Annotated in this window: 16 protein-coding genes; 1 reads left to right on the forward strand and 15 read right to left on the reverse strand. The window is 67.6% G+C overall.

Annotated elements, in window-relative coordinates:
- Nucleotides 1–11: 11 nt before the first annotated feature.
- The 4 genes from ABH933_RS20235 to ABH933_RS20250 form a co-directional block, all read right to left on the reverse strand.
- Nucleotides 12–1,643 carry an ABC-F family ATP-binding cassette domain-containing protein gene (locus ABH933_RS20235; RefSeq protein WP_215923319.1) on the reverse strand — a complete coding sequence of 544 codons (1,632 nt, stop codon included), beginning with the start codon at nucleotides 1,641–1,643 and terminating at the stop codon, nucleotides 12–14.
- Between the two features lie 292 nt (nucleotides 1,644–1,935).
- On the reverse strand, nucleotides 1,936–2,349 hold the full coding sequence (locus ABH933_RS20240; RefSeq protein WP_429423749.1) for a DoxX family membrane protein: 414 nt from the start codon (nucleotides 2,347–2,349) through the stop codon (nucleotides 1,936–1,938).
- 202 nt (nucleotides 2,350–2,551) lie between these two features.
- Complete coding sequence (locus ABH933_RS20245; RefSeq protein ID WP_429423750.1) at nucleotides 2,552–3,448, reverse strand: SCO6745 family protein; 897 nt, start codon at nucleotides 3,446–3,448, stop codon at nucleotides 2,552–2,554.
- An 81-nt stretch (nucleotides 3,449–3,529) separates the two neighbouring features.
- Complete coding sequence (locus tag ABH933_RS20250; RefSeq protein WP_215923322.1) at nucleotides 3,530–4,129, reverse strand: TetR/AcrR family transcriptional regulator; 600 nt, start codon at nucleotides 4,127–4,129, stop codon at nucleotides 3,530–3,532.
- Nucleotides 4,130–4,288: 159 nt separating this feature from the next.
- On the opposite strand from ABH933_RS20250, the gene ABH933_RS20255 reads away from it, so the two are divergent.
- A complete protein-coding gene (locus tag ABH933_RS20255) occupies nucleotides 4,289–4,951 on the forward strand; it encodes an HAD family hydrolase (RefSeq protein WP_429423751.1) in 663 nt (220 codons plus the stop codon).
- A gap of 130 nt (nucleotides 4,952–5,081) precedes the next feature.
- Here ABH933_RS20255 and ABH933_RS20260 read toward each other — a convergent pair whose 3' ends face one another.
- The 11 genes from ABH933_RS20260 to ABH933_RS20310 form a co-directional block, all read right to left on the reverse strand.
- On the reverse strand, nucleotides 5,082–6,083 hold the full coding sequence (locus tag ABH933_RS20260) for an NADP-dependent oxidoreductase (protein WP_429423752.1): 1,002 nt from the start codon (nucleotides 6,081–6,083) through the stop codon (nucleotides 5,082–5,084).
- 22 nt (nucleotides 6,084–6,105) lie between these two features.
- Nucleotides 6,106–6,429: a putative quinol monooxygenase gene (locus tag ABH933_RS20265; RefSeq protein ID WP_429423753.1), complete on the reverse strand. Its 324-nt coding sequence runs from the start codon at nucleotides 6,427–6,429 to the stop codon at nucleotides 6,106–6,108.
- Between the two features lie 57 nt (nucleotides 6,430–6,486).
- On the reverse strand, nucleotides 6,487–7,710 hold the full coding sequence (locus tag ABH933_RS20270; RefSeq protein WP_429423754.1) for an acyl-CoA dehydrogenase family protein: 1,224 nt from the start codon (nucleotides 7,708–7,710) through the stop codon (nucleotides 6,487–6,489).
- 109 nt (nucleotides 7,711–7,819) lie between these two features.
- A complete protein-coding gene (locus ABH933_RS20275) occupies nucleotides 7,820–8,929 on the reverse strand; it encodes an acyl-CoA dehydrogenase family protein (protein ID WP_429423755.1) in 1,110 nt (369 codons plus the stop codon).
- A complete protein-coding gene (locus ABH933_RS20280) occupies nucleotides 8,926–10,113 on the reverse strand; it encodes an acyl-CoA dehydrogenase family protein (RefSeq protein ID WP_429423756.1) in 1,188 nt (395 codons plus the stop codon). The genes ABH933_RS20275 and ABH933_RS20280 overlap by 4 nt, the downstream gene beginning before the upstream one ends.
- A complete protein-coding gene (locus ABH933_RS20285; RefSeq protein ID WP_429423757.1) occupies nucleotides 10,110–11,165 on the reverse strand; it encodes a phosphotransferase family protein in 1,056 nt (351 codons plus the stop codon). The genes ABH933_RS20280 and ABH933_RS20285 overlap by 4 nt, the downstream gene beginning before the upstream one ends.
- On the reverse strand, nucleotides 11,165–11,617 hold the full coding sequence (locus ABH933_RS20290) for a MaoC family dehydratase (protein WP_429423758.1): 453 nt from the start codon (nucleotides 11,615–11,617) through the stop codon (nucleotides 11,165–11,167). The genes ABH933_RS20285 and ABH933_RS20290 overlap by 1 nt, the downstream gene beginning before the upstream one ends.
- Nucleotides 11,618–11,648: 31 nt before the next feature.
- Nucleotides 11,649–12,410 carry a 3-oxoacyl-ACP reductase FabG gene (gene fabG / locus ABH933_RS20295; protein WP_215923331.1) on the reverse strand — a complete coding sequence of 254 codons (762 nt, stop codon included), beginning with the start codon at nucleotides 12,408–12,410 and terminating at the stop codon, nucleotides 11,649–11,651.
- Nucleotides 12,411–12,434: 24 nt separating this feature from the next.
- Nucleotides 12,435–13,424 (reverse strand): NADPH:quinone oxidoreductase family protein, encoded by a 990-nt coding sequence (locus ABH933_RS20300; protein WP_429423787.1) that lies wholly within the window; start codon nucleotides 13,422–13,424, stop codon nucleotides 12,435–12,437.
- Between the two features lie 10 nt (nucleotides 13,425–13,434).
- Nucleotides 13,435–14,187: an SDR family oxidoreductase gene (locus ABH933_RS20305; protein ID WP_429423759.1), complete on the reverse strand. Its 753-nt coding sequence runs from the start codon at nucleotides 14,185–14,187 to the stop codon at nucleotides 13,435–13,437.
- 281 nt (nucleotides 14,188–14,468) lie between these two features.
- Entirely contained in the window at nucleotides 14,469–15,149 is a 681-nt protein-coding gene (locus tag ABH933_RS20310; protein ID WP_429423760.1) for a TetR/AcrR family transcriptional regulator, read from the reverse strand.
- Nucleotides 15,150–15,152: the final 3 nt, after the last annotated feature.

Below are 15,152 nucleotides of genomic sequence, written 5' to 3' on the forward strand. Positions count from 1 at the left end.
GCCCGGAGCACCTAGGCGAGCTGGATGAGCTCCAGGTAGTCCTCGGACCAGTGGTCCTCGGTGCCGTCGGGGAGCATGATCACCCGTTCCGGGTTCAGCGCCTCGGCCGCGCCCGGATCGTGGGTCACCAGCACCACCGCGCCCGCATAGCTGCGCAGCGCGTCCAGGACCTGCTCGCGCGAGACGGGATCCAGGTTGTTGGTCGGCTCGTCGAGCAGCAGCACGTTCGCCGCCGAGGAGACCAGCCCGGCCAGCGCCAGGCGGGTCTTCTCACCGCCGGACAGGGTGCCGGCGGGCTGTTCGAGTTGAGGGCCGGAGAACATGAAGGCGCCCAGCAGGCTGCGCAGTTCCTGCTCCCCCGCGTCCGGGGAGGCGTGCCGGATGTTGTCCCACACCGACGCGTTGTCGTCCAGGGTGTCGTGCTCCTGGGCGAAGTAGCCGACCTTCAGGCCGCGGCCCGGCTCCACCCCGCCCGCGGTCGGAGTCTCCACTCCCGCAAGCAGTTTCAGCATCGTCGTCTTACCGGCGCCATTGAGGCCGAGCACGACGACGCGGCTGCCGCGGTCGACGGCGAAGCTGACGCCGGTGAAGATCTCCAGCGAGCCGTACAGCTTGGTGAGGTCCTTGACCATCAGCGGGGTGCGGCTGCAGGCGGCGGGCTCGGGGAACTTGATCCGGGCGACCTTGTCGGCCACGCGCACGTCGTCCAGCTCGGCCAGCAGCCGGTCCGCCCGGCGCACCATCTGATGTGCCGCAGCGGCTTTGGTCGCCTTCGCGCCGAGCTTGGCCGCCTGTTGGCGCAGGGCGCCGGCCTTCTTCTCGGCGTTGGCGCGCTCGCGCACCCGGCGCTGCTCGTCGGTGGCGCGGGCGTCGAGATACTTCTTCCAGCCCATGTTGTAGACGTCGGCCTCGCCGCGCACCGCGTCGAGGAACCAGACCTTGTTGACGACGTCGGCGAGCAGATCGACGTCGTGGGAGATCACGATGAGCCCGCCGTCGTGGTTCTGCAGGAACCCGCGCAGCCAGGTGATGGAGTCGGCGTCGAGGTGGTTGGTGGGCTCGTCCAGTAACAGCGTGCGGTCACTGCGGCCGCCGGAGCCGTCCGAGGCCGAGAACAGGATGCGCGCCAGCTCGACGCGGCGGCGCTGACCTCCGGACAGCGTGCGCAACTGGGTGCCGAGCACCCGGTCGGGCAGGCCGAGGCTGTTGCAGATGCGGGCGGCTTCACTCTCGGCCACATAGCCGCCCAGCGCCGAGAAGCGGTCCTCGAGATTGCCGTACTTGCGCACCGCCTTCTCCCGCTCGGCCTCGTCGACGACTTCGGCCATCAGCGCCTGCTGCTTCTCCATATCGCGAATCAGCGTGTCCAGGCCGCGCGCGGACAGCACCCGGTCGCGCGCAAGCACGTCGAGATTGCCCTCGCGCGGATCCTGCGGCAGATAGCCGATCTCGCCGGACCGGGTGACGGTGCCCGCGTAGGGCTCGCCCTCGCCCGCCAGGATGCGCAGCGTCGTGGTCTTGCCGGCGCCGTTGCGCCCGACCAGCCCGATCCGGTCTCCGGCCTGCACGCGCAGGGCCGAACCCGACGCGGTCAGCAGGGTGCGGATTCCGGCCCGGACCTCCAGGTCGGTCGCGGTGATCACAACAAGTCTCCTCAGCAGAAGCGGGTGGGTGGTTCGAGTGTGGGCAGCACCTACACACAAGAACCACCGATTTTACGCATCCTCCGCACACGCCGCCGTAACCGAGACCACTACGGGCGGGTGATCCCGCCCTGTCCGTCCAGGCGACGCCGACGCGACCGGGCGGGCCGCCGGAGACCGCGCTCCGGCCGGCCGTGTCGTCGAGTCCGTCCTCGCGGGCACCTTCGATCGGTCGGCGAGGGATACCTGCCCGGCCGCGCGACAATGCGGAATCCGGGAATCTACCGCGAATTCAGAAATTGAACAGCGGTCCGGTAATCGTCAGTCCGAGATTGCTCACGTGGGCGAAGAAAGCGAACAGCATGAACGCCGCACCGGCCAGGCCGATGTCCTTGTTGAACGACACCATCTCCATCTGCTTGGCCTGTGCATCCTGCTCCTTCCAGAACGGGTGCATCAGGAACGCGGTCGGCACGAGGAAGATGACCAGCAGCAGGGAGCCCAGGTCGGCCCACACCCCCAGCAGCACGCTCAGCCCGCCGAGCAGCAGCAGCACCCCGGAACCGAGCACCGCCAGGCCCGCCACCGGGACGCCCTTGGACTGCGCGTACTGCGCCATCTGCTCGCGCTGAGCGAAATGGCCGAACGCCGATCCGAGAAACAGCAGAGCGAACAGAATCCGCCCGATCAGCACCACTACGTCCATTGTCCCGATCTCCTTTGTCGATTCCGCCGAAACCAGTAGGTGACATGGAAACCAACCACAGGTGTTGCACGGGCATTCCCTCGACTCGCCGAATTCCGGATAACGTTCCGGCCCGGTTTCGGCGGGGGTCAGCGCAGGTGCTCGCCGAAGAAGGCAACACCCGCCGCCAGGCGTCCGCCGCGGCGTCCTCGTTCTCTCGAAGCTACCGCGCGCCGGCCTGAATCGCCTGCCGGTAGCGTTCGGACAGCATCGGCGGGAATCCCAAGTCTGCCTCCATCACGCGAATCGCCAACGGAGAGCCCAGGGTCCGCAGTCTTTCGCACCCGCTCTCACCGATCGCTTCGTACGGAAATACCGCCAGTTCGTCGGTGCGGCTCTCGACGGCCTCGCGGCGTGCGGTGCCGTGCACGCTCAGCGCGATGTCGTCCTCGACCAGCCATCCGCGCTCGCGGAGCGCGGCCACCCCCGCCGCCCAGCCCTCTTCGCTCCAGGATCGGCTGATACGCAGGACTTCCGGCGCGATCTCGCCTGTGGCGCTGTGGGTGATGAGGGCTTCGATCCCGCTCAACCCCTCGGTCAGCAGTAGTGCGACATGCCCGTCACCGCGAAACTCCCGGAGCAGCGACTGCGCATGCCACAACACCAGATGCGGCTCCTCGGGCCACGGTAGCGCCGCGTGGGCCGCGAACAACGGCCGACCCTGTGGTCGCTCGCAGGCACGCACGGCGGCACGCCGAGCCAGCTCCGCGGCCTCCTGCACCTCGGGTCCGGCAACGTCGGCGCCCCAGGCCTGGCGCAGCGACCGATCGACAGCTTCCAGACGAGCCCGCAGGATGTCGGAAGGGGGAGCGATGTCCCAGGCGGCAGGCATCACCGCGTGCACCGCGGCCGGGTTGAAGTTGAAGAAGGTCGCGATGGTGACCTCGGCGGGGACCACACCCAGAGCGGCCGACCGGGAGGCGAAATACATCATTCGCGGATCGGTCATGCCCAGCTCCCGATACATCTCGGGGCCGTGTGGGGAGAAGTAGATCATGCCGTGCACCGGTTCGAGGGTGCGGAAGGTCATTCTGGCGTTGTGCGGGGAAACCGTGCTCACATCACGTATGTTTCCCGAATCCGATGTCAGCTTCAAGAGCTCGCGCGGAGTTCCCGGGATCGAAGACCTCAGCGGCGGAACCTATTTGCGCGCGCCGACGATCCGCAACGCGAGATCCACGTAGTAGTCACCGATCTCCTCCGGCGAGGCCGGACCGTCCTCGCGATACCAGCGGGCCAGGTCGATGCCCAGCGACAGCAACGCCACCGCCGCCAGGTGCGGATTCGGGTTGTCGAAGACGCCCGCCGAGACACCACGCTCGATCAGCTGCCGGATCTCGGCGTCGATGATGTGCCGGATCTCCTTGATCTCGCGCTGATGCTCGGGACTGAGCGCATTGAGCTCGTAGTTGATGACACGGGCGACGGTGTGCGCGCGGGCGTGATGGATAACGAATTCCCGTACGACCGCCACCAATTGCTCGACCGGATCTTCCGAGAAGCCCATGGCTTCTCGAATGCGCTCCAAGGTATTCAGGTGCCCGGTGTGCGAGATCTGGTAGAGCAGTTCCTCCTTGGAGCGGTGGTGCACATAGATGGCCGCGGTGCTCAGCCCCGCGATCGAGGTGATGTCACGGGTCGTCGAACCGTGGAACCCACGCTCGGCGAAGGCGATGACGGCAGCCTCCAGTAGCCGGGCCCGCGTCTCGTCGGCGCGCGAGCGATCCTCTGATTCGGTCACCCGGACAGTCTTGCATTCGTCCGCCCGACATCTGTCGCCGGCGCGGTCGCCGCTATCGAACGATACAGGGAAGCCCCCGCTCACAGACCCGAGTCTGTGTTGAAGTTGAACTCGGGTTCACATACGCTCGGAACGAGGGATCTTGCGGAAGGGAAATCCATGACCACTCCCACACCCGATTCGCCCGCCGGCAACGGCACGTCCACCGCGGTGCTGTTCGATTTCGGCGGTGTCCTGACCTCCAGTGTCTTCGAGGCCTTCGAACAGCTCGGCGCCTCGCTCGGCTGCGATCCCCGGCTGCCGCTGCGCCTGCTCGCCGAGGACCCCGCCGCGCGGGCGCTGCTGGTCGAGCACGAGGAGGGGCGAATCGCCGAAGCGGAGTTCGAACGCGGCTTCGCAGCGTGCCTGCGATCGCACGGCGTGGATGCGGACGCCACCGGACTGGTCCGCCGCATGCAGTCCAATCTGCGGGCCGACACCGACATGATCCGGCTAGCAGCCGAGGTCCGGGCAGCCGGTTTCCGGGTCGGACTGCTGTCGAATTCGCTCGGCGACGACTGCTACGCCGGTTTCGATCTCGAGGCCATGTTCGATGCCGTGACCATCTCCGGCCGGATCGGAGTGCGGAAACCGTCGCAGCGGGCGTACATGATTGCCTGTGCCGGTTTGGGTTCCGAACCGCGAGACACCGTGATGGTCGACGATCTGCGGCAGAACGTCGTGGCAGCCGAGCGTGCGGGACTCACCGGATTGCTGCATCGCGAGGCGCCCGATACCGCCGAGCGACTATGGGGCGCACTGGGGATGCGCCGCTCCTGCTGACCTATCTCGAGTGCCGGAGCATCTGCCAGGTCGGCGTCGACTCAGAGAGATCGCCGGACGAACGAAGGAGATCCCGCACCGTGTGGTGCGGGGTCTCTTGGTCGTTCAGCGGTTGAGCACGGTGGGCCGATCAGAGTGCGAGCACCAGTTTTCCGGTGTTGCCGCCGGTGAACAGCATGTTCAAGGTCTGGCCGAACTGTGCGACGCCGCCCTGGACGACATGTTCGCGGTTCTTCAGCGTGCCCTCGGCGATCCAACCGCCAATGGCGGCAACGGCTTCGGGGTAGCGGTCGGCGTAGTCGAAGACGACGAATCCGGTCATGGACGCGCGGAACACCAGCAGCGACATGTAGCGCGATGGTCCCGGCCGCAGCTTCTCGTCGTTGTAGGCCGCGACCGCGCCGCACAGCACGATGCGAGCTCCACGACGAAGGTTGGCAAGCGCGGCGTCGAGGATGTCGCCGCCGACATTGTCGAAGTAGATGTCGATGCCCTCGGGCGCGAGGTCGCGCAGCCGGTGCAACACGTCCTCACCGCGGTAGTCGATGGCCGCGTCGAAACCGAGCTCCTCGGTGAGGATTCGGCACTTGTCAGCCCCGCCGGCGATCCCGATCACGGTCGCGCCCTCGGCCTTGGCGATCTGGCCGACGACGCTGCCGACCGCTCCGGCCGCGGCCGAGACCACCACGGTCTCACCGGCTTTCAGCTTGCCAACTTCCAGGAGGCCGAAATACGCTGTCATGCCTGGCATTCCGAGCGCGCCGAGCCAGGTGGGGCCGGGTGCGACGCAGAGGTCGATCTTCGTCACACCCCTGCCGTCGCTGACGGCGTATTCGGTGACGCCGAAGATTCCGCTGACGGCGTCGCCGACCGCGAAATCGGGATGGGTGGACTCGACGACGGTGGCGATGTCCAGCGACCGCATCACCTCGCCCAGACCGACCGGCGGGACGTAGGACCGTACGTCGTTGAGCCAGCCGCGCATGGCCGGATCGAGGGAGATGTAGTCGATCTTCACCAGGATCTCGCCGTCGCCGAGCGCGGGGAGATCCTCGGCCGTCACGTTCCAGGTATCTGCGTCGGGGAGCCCGGACGGGCGTCGCGCGAGCCGGACCTGCTGCGTTTTCGTCATACGTGCACTCACTTCCCGGTCGTCAGAGCGCGCCCTTTTCGGGATCGCCGGCGGGCAGCGGTTCGAAGACCAGCACCTCGGGCGCGGTCACCAGAGCGTCGGCCAAGGCGAGGCCGACCTCGCGCAGAGCCGCGCCCTGACCGTGCTCGCGCAGCGCATCCCTGGAGGCCCACTTCTCGATCATGACGAACCGCTCGGGCTGCTCGAGCCGGCGGTGCAGTGCGTACCGCAGGCAGCCCGGCTCGGCGTGCACGGCGGGCGCGGCCGCGCGCAGCGTCTTCTCGACCAGGTCTTCCTGACCCGGCTTCGCGATCATGGTCGCCACGACGACACAGGGATCGGCCATTGTTTCCTCCTTGGGTGGGTGATGTCGAAAAGTGCCGTGCGGACCCGCCTGTGCGTGTCAGGCGCGCTTGCCCCAGTTCGGGTCGCGGCGACGCAGCTCCCACTGCGCGATCGAGCGCTTGTGCACCTCGTCCGGGCCGTCGGCCAGACGCAGGGTGCGCAGGTGCGCGTACATACTGGCCAGCGGGAAGTCATCGGAGACACCCCCGCCGCCGTGCACCTGAATGGCGCGATCGACCACCTTCAGCGCCACATTCGGGGCCGCGACCTTGATCGCGGCGATCTCGGTACGCGCAGCCTTGTTGCCCACGGTGTCCATCAGATACGCGGCCTTCAAGGTCAGCAGCCGCGCCATGTCGATCTCGATGCGCGCCTCGGCGATCCAATCCTGGATATTGGCCCGATTCGCCACCGGCTCACCGAAAGTCACGCGCGACTGCGCGCGGTCGATCATCAGGTCCAGGGCGCGCTCGGCCATGCCGATGGCGCGCATGCAGTGGTGGATGCGGCCCGGACCCAGCCGCGCCTGACTGATCATGAACCCGTCACCCTCACCCGCCAGCAGCGCGGTCGCGGGCACCCGCACGTTCTCGAAACTCACCTCGGCGTGGCCCTCACGGTCCTGATAGCCGAACACCGGCAAGCCGCGCTGCACCGTCACACCCGGGGTGTCGATCGGAACGACCATCATGGACTGCTGACGATGCGTCGGCGCGTTCGGATCGGTCTTGCCCATCACGATGAGCACCTTGCAGTTCTTGTGCAAAGCGTTGGAAGTCCACCACTTCCGGCCATTGAGCACATAGTCCTCGCCGTCACGCTCCATGCGCAGCTGGATATTGGTGGCGTCCGAGCTGGCGACCGCGGGCTCGGTCATGGCGAAGGCCGAGCGGATCTCACCGTCGAGCAGCGGGCGCAACCACTGCTCCTTGTGCTCGGGCGTGCCGAACAGCGTCAGCACCTCCATGTTCCCGGTGTCGGGCGCGGCGCAGTTGGTGGCCTCCGGCGCGAGATGCGCACTGCGGCCCATGATCTCGGCCAGCGGCGCGTACTCGAGATTGGTCAGACCCGGACCCCATTCGGCGTGCGGGTGGAACAGATTCCACAGCTCCCGCTTCTTGGCCTCGGTCTTGAGCTCCTCCACGATCGGCGGCTGGAAATGCGGGTCGCCGGACTCGGCCATCTGCGCCTCGTACACCGCTTCGGCGGGGTAGATGTGCTCATCCATGAAGGCGAGCAGCTCATCTCGATAACGCTGCGCCCGCTCGGAAATCTCGAACATGGTCACTCCTGGTCCATTCCGACAGTGCCGGTGCACTACTTCGCACCGTACTTGAGGTTGGATTCAACTTCAACTTTGCCGGAAGGCTGGCCTCTGACCTGCCAAAACGCTATTCCTCGCCCAGGCGGATATCGACCAGGCGAGCCAGGACCGAGCGGTGGTAGCCGGGGCTGCCCAGGCCGAGCTGATCAGCCTTGGCGCGCTTGAGGTACAGGTGCACCGGATACTCCCAGGTCATTCCGATGCCGCCGTGCAGCTGGACGGCTTCCTCGGCGGCCTTGACGGCCACGTCCGCGCAATAGGCCGCAGCCACCGCGGTACCCACGGGAATGTCGGGGTCGCCCGTCGCGATCACGCCCGCGGCATAGCGGGAGCTGGCCGCCGCCATCTCCATCTCGACAAACAGGTCGGCGAGGCGATGTTTGAGCGCCTGGAATCCGCCGACCACGCGGCCGAATTGGCGGCGCATCTTCAGATAGTCGACGGTGGTCTCCAGACACCACTCGGCAAGACCGGCCTGTTCCGAAGCCAGCAGTGCCGCACCGGTTTCCAGGCCCTCCTGCAGAGCCGCGACGCCCGCGCCCGCGGGAACGACGACCTGACCCGCGCCCGATTCGATGACGACATCGGCGAGCGGGCGGGTCATGTCCAGCGAGATCACCGGGGTGATGATGGCGGCGGTGGCGGGAATCGCGTGAATCTCGGTGCCGGAGGAGGTTTCGACCGCGGCCAGCAGCATGTCGGCGTCCAGGGCGCCCGCGACGCTGGTCGCACGGCCGGACACCCGTCCGGCGTCGTCCGTCCAGAACAACGGGACACCGGCCGCGGTGGCCGCGGTGAAGGGCGCGAGCAATGCGGCCGTCGTCCGGCCCTCGGCGACAGCGCCGACCAGGCCGGAGTCACCGGCGAGCAGTACGGTGGCGGCGATGACGCTGCTGGTGAGGAAGGGCACAGGGGCGACGAAGCGCCCGAGCTCCTCGAGGACCACGGCGGCGTCGCGGGCGGAACCGCCTGCGCCGCCGCGGTTTTCGGGAATGAGCAGCCCGGCCAGGCCGAGGTCCTGGGCCAGAGCCTTCCACAGGCCGGCGGTGAGCGCGCGGTCGCCTTCGTAGGCTCGGGCCACCATTCCCGGATCGCAGTTGGCTTCGAGCAGATCGCGCACCGTGCGCCGCAGGGCGGTCTCGGTGTCGGTGTCGAGCAGCAGGATGTCCTCGCTCATCGGGCCAGGTCCTTCCAGGCGATGTCCTTGTCCCCGCGGGGTTCGACCGGCAGACCCAGCACCCGCTCGGCGACGATATTGCGCATGATCTCCGAGGTGCCGCCCTCGATGGAATTGCCCTTGGCGCGCAGGTAGCGGTAGCCCGGGCTGCGCCCGGCGAAGTCGACCCGTTCGGTGCGCACCATGGTCCAGTCGTCGTAGCGCAGGCCCCGTTCGCCGAGGATCTCCAGTTCGAGCCCCGCCAGCTGTTGATTGGAGCGCGCGAAAGACAGTTTGAGCGCGGAACTTTCGGGGCCGGGCTGCCCGCCGGAGACCCGTTGCCGCATCCGGGTGGCGGCCAATCGCCCGGCTTCGGCCTCGACCCACAGCCGCAGCATCCGGTCGTGCAATTCCGGGGTGTGCCTGTCCGGGTTGCTCCGCCAGGTGCGGGCGACCGCGCCGAGCACGCCGCTCTCGCGGGGCACCGCACGCCCGCCGATCGAGACACGCTCGTTGTTGAGCGTGGTGGTGGCGACACGCCAGCCCTCCCCCTCCTGACCGAGGCGGTGCGCGTCCGGAATGCGTACATCGGTGAGGAAGACCTCATTGAACTCCGCCTCACCGGTGATCTGGCGCAGCGGCCGGACATCGACGCCGGGATCGGTCATATCGCAGAGGAAGTAGGTCAGGCCCGAATGCTTGGGGCGGCTCGGGTCGGTCCGGGCGACCAGGATCGCCCACTGCGCCTTGTGCGCCACCGACGTCCACACCTTCTGCCCGTTGACGATCCAGTCGTCGCCGTCCCGCACGGCCCGGGTGGAGACCGCGGCCAGATCCGATCCGGCGCCTGGTTCGCTGAACAGCTGGCACCAGATCTCCTCGCCGGCCCACAGCGGGCGCAGGAAACGTCGCCGCTGTTCGGGCGTGCCGAAGGCCAGGATGGTGGGCGCGGCCATGCCGAGGCCGATGCCGTTGACCTCGGCGTTGTTTCCGGGGGCTCCCGCCTGGTCGAACAGTTCGTCGACGAAGGGCTGGAGTTCCCGCTCCACTCCGAGACCGCCCGAGCCTAGCGGGAAGTACACCCAGGCCAGCCCGGAGTCGAAGCGGGCGCGGTGGAAGGTCACCGCGTCGGTGGTGCGCGGATCATGTTCTGCGAGTAGTGATTCCACCCGCGCGCGGAGGTCCTCGCGAACCGTGTCGGTCATAGGTTCTTCTCCCTCACAGCGGCGATTCCGGCCCGCAGCAGCGGTTCGACCGCATCGCCGATGGCCTCGAAGCCGGAGCCCACGGTCTGGCCGTGGAGGTAGCGATAGTGGATGCCCTCGAGGATGGCGGCAAGTTTGAAGGCCGCCAGCCCCAGATAGAAGCCGAGATGCGCCAGGTCGCGGCCGGAATGGCGGGCGTATCGGTCGAGCATGTCGGATTCACCGAGATACCCGGGCGCCTCGGACACGTCGCTGACCGCGGTGATGCCCAGTTCGCTGCCGAGTCGCTGGTACAGCAGCAGGAGCGCGACATCGGTAAGGGGATCACCCACAGTGGCCATCTCCCAGTCGATGACGGCCACGACCCGGTCGTCGGCGGCGATCAGGACGTTGTCGAGCCGGTAGTCGCCGTGCACGATGCCATCCGGCGACTGCTCGGGTTGGCGCACCGCGAGCAGGGTGAACAGCTCCTCGGCACCCGGCAGCTCGCGCGAGTAGGACGCGTCCAGCTGCTTCTTCCAGCGGTGCACCTGACGTTCCAGGAATCCGTACGGCCGCCCGAAGTCCGCCAGGCCCACCCCCGCCGGATCGACGGAGTGCAGCGCGGCGAGTGCCTCGATCATGCCGGTCGAAATCGCTTGTACCCGTGTCGGTCCCAGAGCCGCGAGCTCGGATGCTGTCCGATAGGGCGTGCCCGCAACATTTTCCATGAGATAGAAGGGTGCGCCCAGGATGTCGGCATCGGTACACAGCGCGTAGGTGCGCGGGACCGGGACATCGGTGTCGGCCAGTGCGCTCATCACGCGGAATTCGCGCCCCATGTCGTGTGCGGTCGCCAGCACATGACCGAGCGGCGGGCGACGCAGAATCCATTGCGAGGCACCGTCACTCACCGCATAGGTGAGGTTGGATCGGCCACCGGCGATCAGTCGGCCGGTGAGCGGCCCCGCGCTCAGGTCGGGCCGGGTGGCAGCCAGCCAGGTCGCCAGCCGCTCCAGATCCAGACCCGGCAGTCTCCCGACCGCTTCCGCGGCGGCGTAGCGGCCGCTCATCAGGGCACCAGCAGGGCGACGGACTCGGCCACGCAGGCCGGTTTGGCCGCGCCCTCGATCTCGACCGTGACCCGGCTGACCGCCTGGTATCCCATGGTCACGGGTGTCAGCGACACCAGTTCCACGCCCGCCCGGAGGCGGGAGCCGACGGGCACCGGGGCGGGGAAGCGGACCTTGTTGGCTCCGTAGTTGACTCCCATCGACAGCCCCTCGACGGTGTACACGCTCGCGGTGAGCATGGGCAGCAGCGACAGGGTGAGGAAGCCGTGGGCCACGGTGGTGCCGAACGGCCCGGCGGCGGCGCGCTCCGGGTCGACGTGGATCCACTGGTGATCACCGGTGGCGTCGGCGAACCGGTTGATCTGTTCCTGGGTCACGGTGTGCCACTCGCCGTAGCCGAGGTGGGTGCCGACGGCCTTCTCCAGTTCGGGCCAGCCCTGAAATACCTGCATGGGTTGCGATCCTCTCGATTGCGTTGTCGGCCTAGTTCGTCGGTCCGCCGGCCACGTAGATGACCTGGCCCGACACGAATCCCGCGCCCTCGCTCACCAAGAACGAGACGGTGTGCGCGATGTCCTCGGGCTTTCCCGAACGCGCCACCGGGATCTGGGAGATGAGGGCCTTCTTGAAGTCCTCGAAGTCGACCCCCATCCGTGCTGCGGTGGCCTGGGTCATATCGGTCTCGATGAAGCCCGGCGCCACCGCGTTGGCGGTGATGCCGAACTTGCCGAGCTCGAAGGCGAGCGTCTTGGTGAAGCCCTGCAGCCCGGCCTTGGCCGCCGAGTAGTTGGCCTGGCCGCGGTTGCCCAGTGCCGAGGTGCTCGAAAGGCTCACGATGCGACCGAAACCCGCGTCGACCATGTGGCGCTGTACCGCTTTCGAACACAGGAAGGCACCGCGCAGGTGCACGCCCATGACGGCGTCCCAGTCCGCGACGGTCATCTTGAACAGCAGGTTGTCACGCAGAATGCCGGCATTGTTGACCAGCACGGTCGGCGGGCCGAGTTCGGCGACCACCCGCTCGACGGCCTGGTCCACCGCGCTTTCGTCGGATACGTCGGCGCCGGCCGCCAGGGCCCGGCCACCGGCGGCCACGATCTCATCGACGACGGGTTTGCAGGCCGCCTCGTCCAAATCCAGGACCGCCACGGCCATTCCGTCGGCCGCGAGTCGGCGTGCGACGGCGGCGCCGATGCCGCGTGCCGCGCCGGTGACCAGTGCTACCCGTTGTGTTTCGTTGCTCATGGTGTTCTCCTGGGTCGAGTCGGATCAAGCCGACGGGGTGTAGACCACGCGTCCGACGGTCTTGCCGTCGGCGAGGCGTTGGATGCCATCGGCGATGTCCGCCAAGGCCAGTCGTTCGGTGACCAGCGGACGGATGGAGCCTGCGGCGGCGAGCTCGGTCAGTGCTCGATGGCACTGCGCGACCGCGGCCGGGTCGTGAGCGTTGTAGAGACCCCAGTGCAGGCCGACGATCGAATAGTTCTTGATCAGGGCGTGATTCAGTGCGGCGCTCTGGATCTCGCCACCCGCGAAGCCGACGACCAGGATCCGGCCCTCGAAGGCGATGCATTTCGTCGAGCGTGCGTAGGTCTCGCCCCCGACCGGGTCGTAGACGACGTCCGCACCCCGATTGTCCGTGACCTGCTTGACGACCTCGACGAAGTCCTCGCTCCATCGGTCCACGACCACGTCGGCACCGAGTTCTCGTGCGTACTCGGCCTTTTCGGGACCGCCGACCACGCCGATCACCCGGGCCCCGGCGGCCTTGCCGAGCTGGATCGCGGCACTGCCCACGCCACCGGCAGCGGCATGCACCAGCAGGGTCTCCCCCGCTCTCAGCGCAGCGCGGCGATGCAAGCCGAACCAACCCGTCTGGTAGCCGATGAACAGCGCGGACGCTTCCGCATCGTCCAACTCCGCCGGCGCGGGAAAGGTTTGAGCCGCTTCCATCAGCGCGTACTCGGCGAATCCGCCGTAGGGCAGCGAGCAGCCACCGAGGACGCGGTCGCCGACGGCGAATCCGGTGACCTCGGTACCCACGGCCACTACCTCACCGCACAGCTCGACACCGGGCGTGAACGGGAGCGGCGGCTTCACCTGATAGAGGCCCCGGCACATGAGCACATCGGGGAAGTTCGCCGCCGCGCCGGTGACCTGGACGGCCAGCTGGCGCGGGCCCGGTTCCGGGCGGTCGACGGTGTCCAGGCGCAATACCTTTCCCGGCTCGCCGAGTTCGTGGACGCGCCAGGCCTGCATTCGCGCCAACTCAGACACCGCCGGTGAGGGTGATGCCGCCGTCGATCACGAGCAGCTGGCCGGTGATCCAGGCGGCGTCCGCGGAGAGCAGGAAGGCGACCACGCTGCCGATGTCCTCCGGCACACCCAACCGTTTCAGCGGGTACGTTGCCGCGAGCTTCTCCTCCCGGCCTTCGTAAAGGGCGCTGGCGAACTGGGTCTTCACCACCGCGGGGGCCACGGCGTTCACACGGATGTCCGGGCCGAGTTCGGCGGCCAGCTCCTGGGTGATGTGGGTCAGCATAGCCTTGCTGGAACCGTAGAAGCCGATGCCGGGCGCGGGCTTGAGACCGGCGACCGAGGAGACGTTCACGACCGAGCCGCCGTGTTCTTTCATCCATCCCTGATACGCCTGCTGCACCCACGACAGCGCCGCAAGGCAGTTGACCTCCACGATCTTTCGGGCGGCGTCGAGCGACAGCTCCACCATCGGGCCGAATACCGGGTTGATGCCGGTGTTGTTCACCAGCAGGTCGGCGCTGCCGAAGGTTTCGACGGCCCGCTTGATGGTCTCGGCCTGATGCGCCGCATCGTCGGCGCGCCCCGCCACGGCCAGTGCCTTGGACGGTCCGCCCAGCGCGACGACCGCTTCGTCGAGCGCTTCCTGCTTGCGGGCGGTGATGACGACCCGCGCGCCCTCGTCCACCAGGCGCTGCGCGATGCCGAGGCCGATGCCCCGGCTGGCGCCGGTGACAATGGCGGTCTTGCCTTCGAATCTGTTCACGGACAGGTCCTTTCGTTGTTCAGGGGCTTACGACAGGCGTTCGAGCACCATGGCCATCCGAAGAACTTACTAAGCGCTTATTTTTCTCCGCCACCATGCTTGACGCGCACGTTCCGGTCAAGACCGTCAACCCACGATCAGCCATGTGATATGCCACACAGTTTTCACGAAAGCAGTGGTCACACCCTGCAAATCAACGCGATATTGAAGTCGGATTCAGATTATGCAACCCGGCACGACCGCTATCGGTCCTGCCGTCCGGCGTGGTGCCTGAATACGGTTCAGCCGCCGGTGGATTCGATCCGAGCGGCATTGATCCAGAGCCGGGTGACCGTTCGCACCAGCTCGTCGACCGAGTGTTCCTCACCGAGTACATAGGTGTAGTACGCCATCCGGCCCACCATGCCCGACAGCGCCCGAGCGGCCTGCTGCGGATCCAGTTGCGGGTCGGCCAGGCCACGCTCCTGGAGCTGCGCGAGCGAGCGCGCGTTCCGATCGCAGAACGCGCGGCTGCGGCGACGGCGCAGCTCACGGAACTTGGGGTCGATGGCGGCGACCTGCTCGAGGATCGCCATCAGCTTCGCATTGCGTTTGTACGCCTCGAAATACGCCCGATTACTGGCTTCGATGACCGCCGCAGGCGAGGCCTCGTCGCCGCTCAGCCGCGGCATGCCCGGATGCAGGAGTTCGCTCTGCGCTTGGTCCAGGACCGCGTGCAGGATCTCCTGCTTGCCGGCGAAGTAGGTGTAGAACGAGCCTGTGGACAGCCTGGCCTCCGACGCTATGTCGGCCAGACGCGCCTCCAAGTAGCCATCGCGTTCGAACACCGTCCGCGCCGCGACCACCAGAGCGGTGCGGGTGCGCACCCCGCGCGGCGTACTGGGCGGTTCCCTCAGTATCGAGGTGTCGGCCAGCGGCGGAATCTCCTCCGCCGCGACACCGTCCCCGGCCGTCGTGGCCATAGC

The organism is Nocardia sp. GP40 (assembly GCF_050434125.1).
Classification (GTDB): Bacteria; Actinomycetota; Actinomycetes; order Mycobacteriales; family Mycobacteriaceae; genus Nocardia; species Nocardia albiluteola.

Bases quoted from the DNA above. Each gene is read 5' to 3' on its own strand.
- ABH933_RS20270 (WP_429423754.1), bottom strand. From the start codon at position 7,710: ATGTTCGAGATTTCCGAGCGGGCGCAGCGTTATCGAGATGAGCTGCTC.
- ABH933_RS20285 (WP_429423757.1), bottom strand. From the start codon at position 11,165: ATGAGCGGCCGCTACGCCGCCGCGGAAGCGGTCGGGAGACTGCCGGGT.
- ABH933_RS20300 (WP_429423787.1), bottom strand. From the start codon at position 13,424: ATGCAGGCCTGGCGCGTCCACGAACTCGGCGAGCCGGGAAAGGTATTG.
- ABH933_RS20280 (WP_429423756.1), bottom strand. From the start codon at position 10,113: ATGACCGACACGGTTCGCGAGGACCTCCGCGCGCGGGTGGAATCACTA.
- ABH933_RS20260 (WP_429423752.1), bottom strand. From the start codon at position 6,083: ATGACGAAAACGCAGCAGGTCCGGCTCGCGCGACGCCCGTCCGGGCTC.
- fabG (WP_215923331.1), bottom strand. From the start codon at position 12,410: ATGAGCAACGAAACACAACGGGTAGCACTGGTCACCGGCGCGGCACGC.
- ABH933_RS20240 (WP_429423749.1), bottom strand. From the start codon at position 2,349: ATGGACGTAGTGGTGCTGATCGGGCGGATTCTGTTCGCTCTGCTGTTT.
- ABH933_RS20255 (WP_429423751.1), top strand. From the start codon at position 4,289: ATGACCACTCCCACACCCGATTCGCCCGCCGGCAACGGCACGTCCACC.
- ABH933_RS20275 (WP_429423755.1), bottom strand. From the start codon at position 8,929: ATGAGCGAGGACATCCTGCTGCTCGACACCGACACCGAGACCGCCCTG.
- ABH933_RS20310 (WP_429423760.1), bottom strand. From the start codon at position 15,149: ATGGCCACGACGGCCGGGGACGGTGTCGCGGCGGAGGAGATTCCGCCG.
- ABH933_RS20265 (WP_429423753.1), bottom strand. From the start codon at position 6,429: ATGGCCGATCCCTGTGTCGTCGTGGCGACCATGATCGCGAAGCCGGGT.
- ABH933_RS20290 (WP_429423758.1), bottom strand. From the start codon at position 11,617: ATGCAGGTATTTCAGGGCTGGCCCGAACTGGAGAAGGCCGTCGGCACC.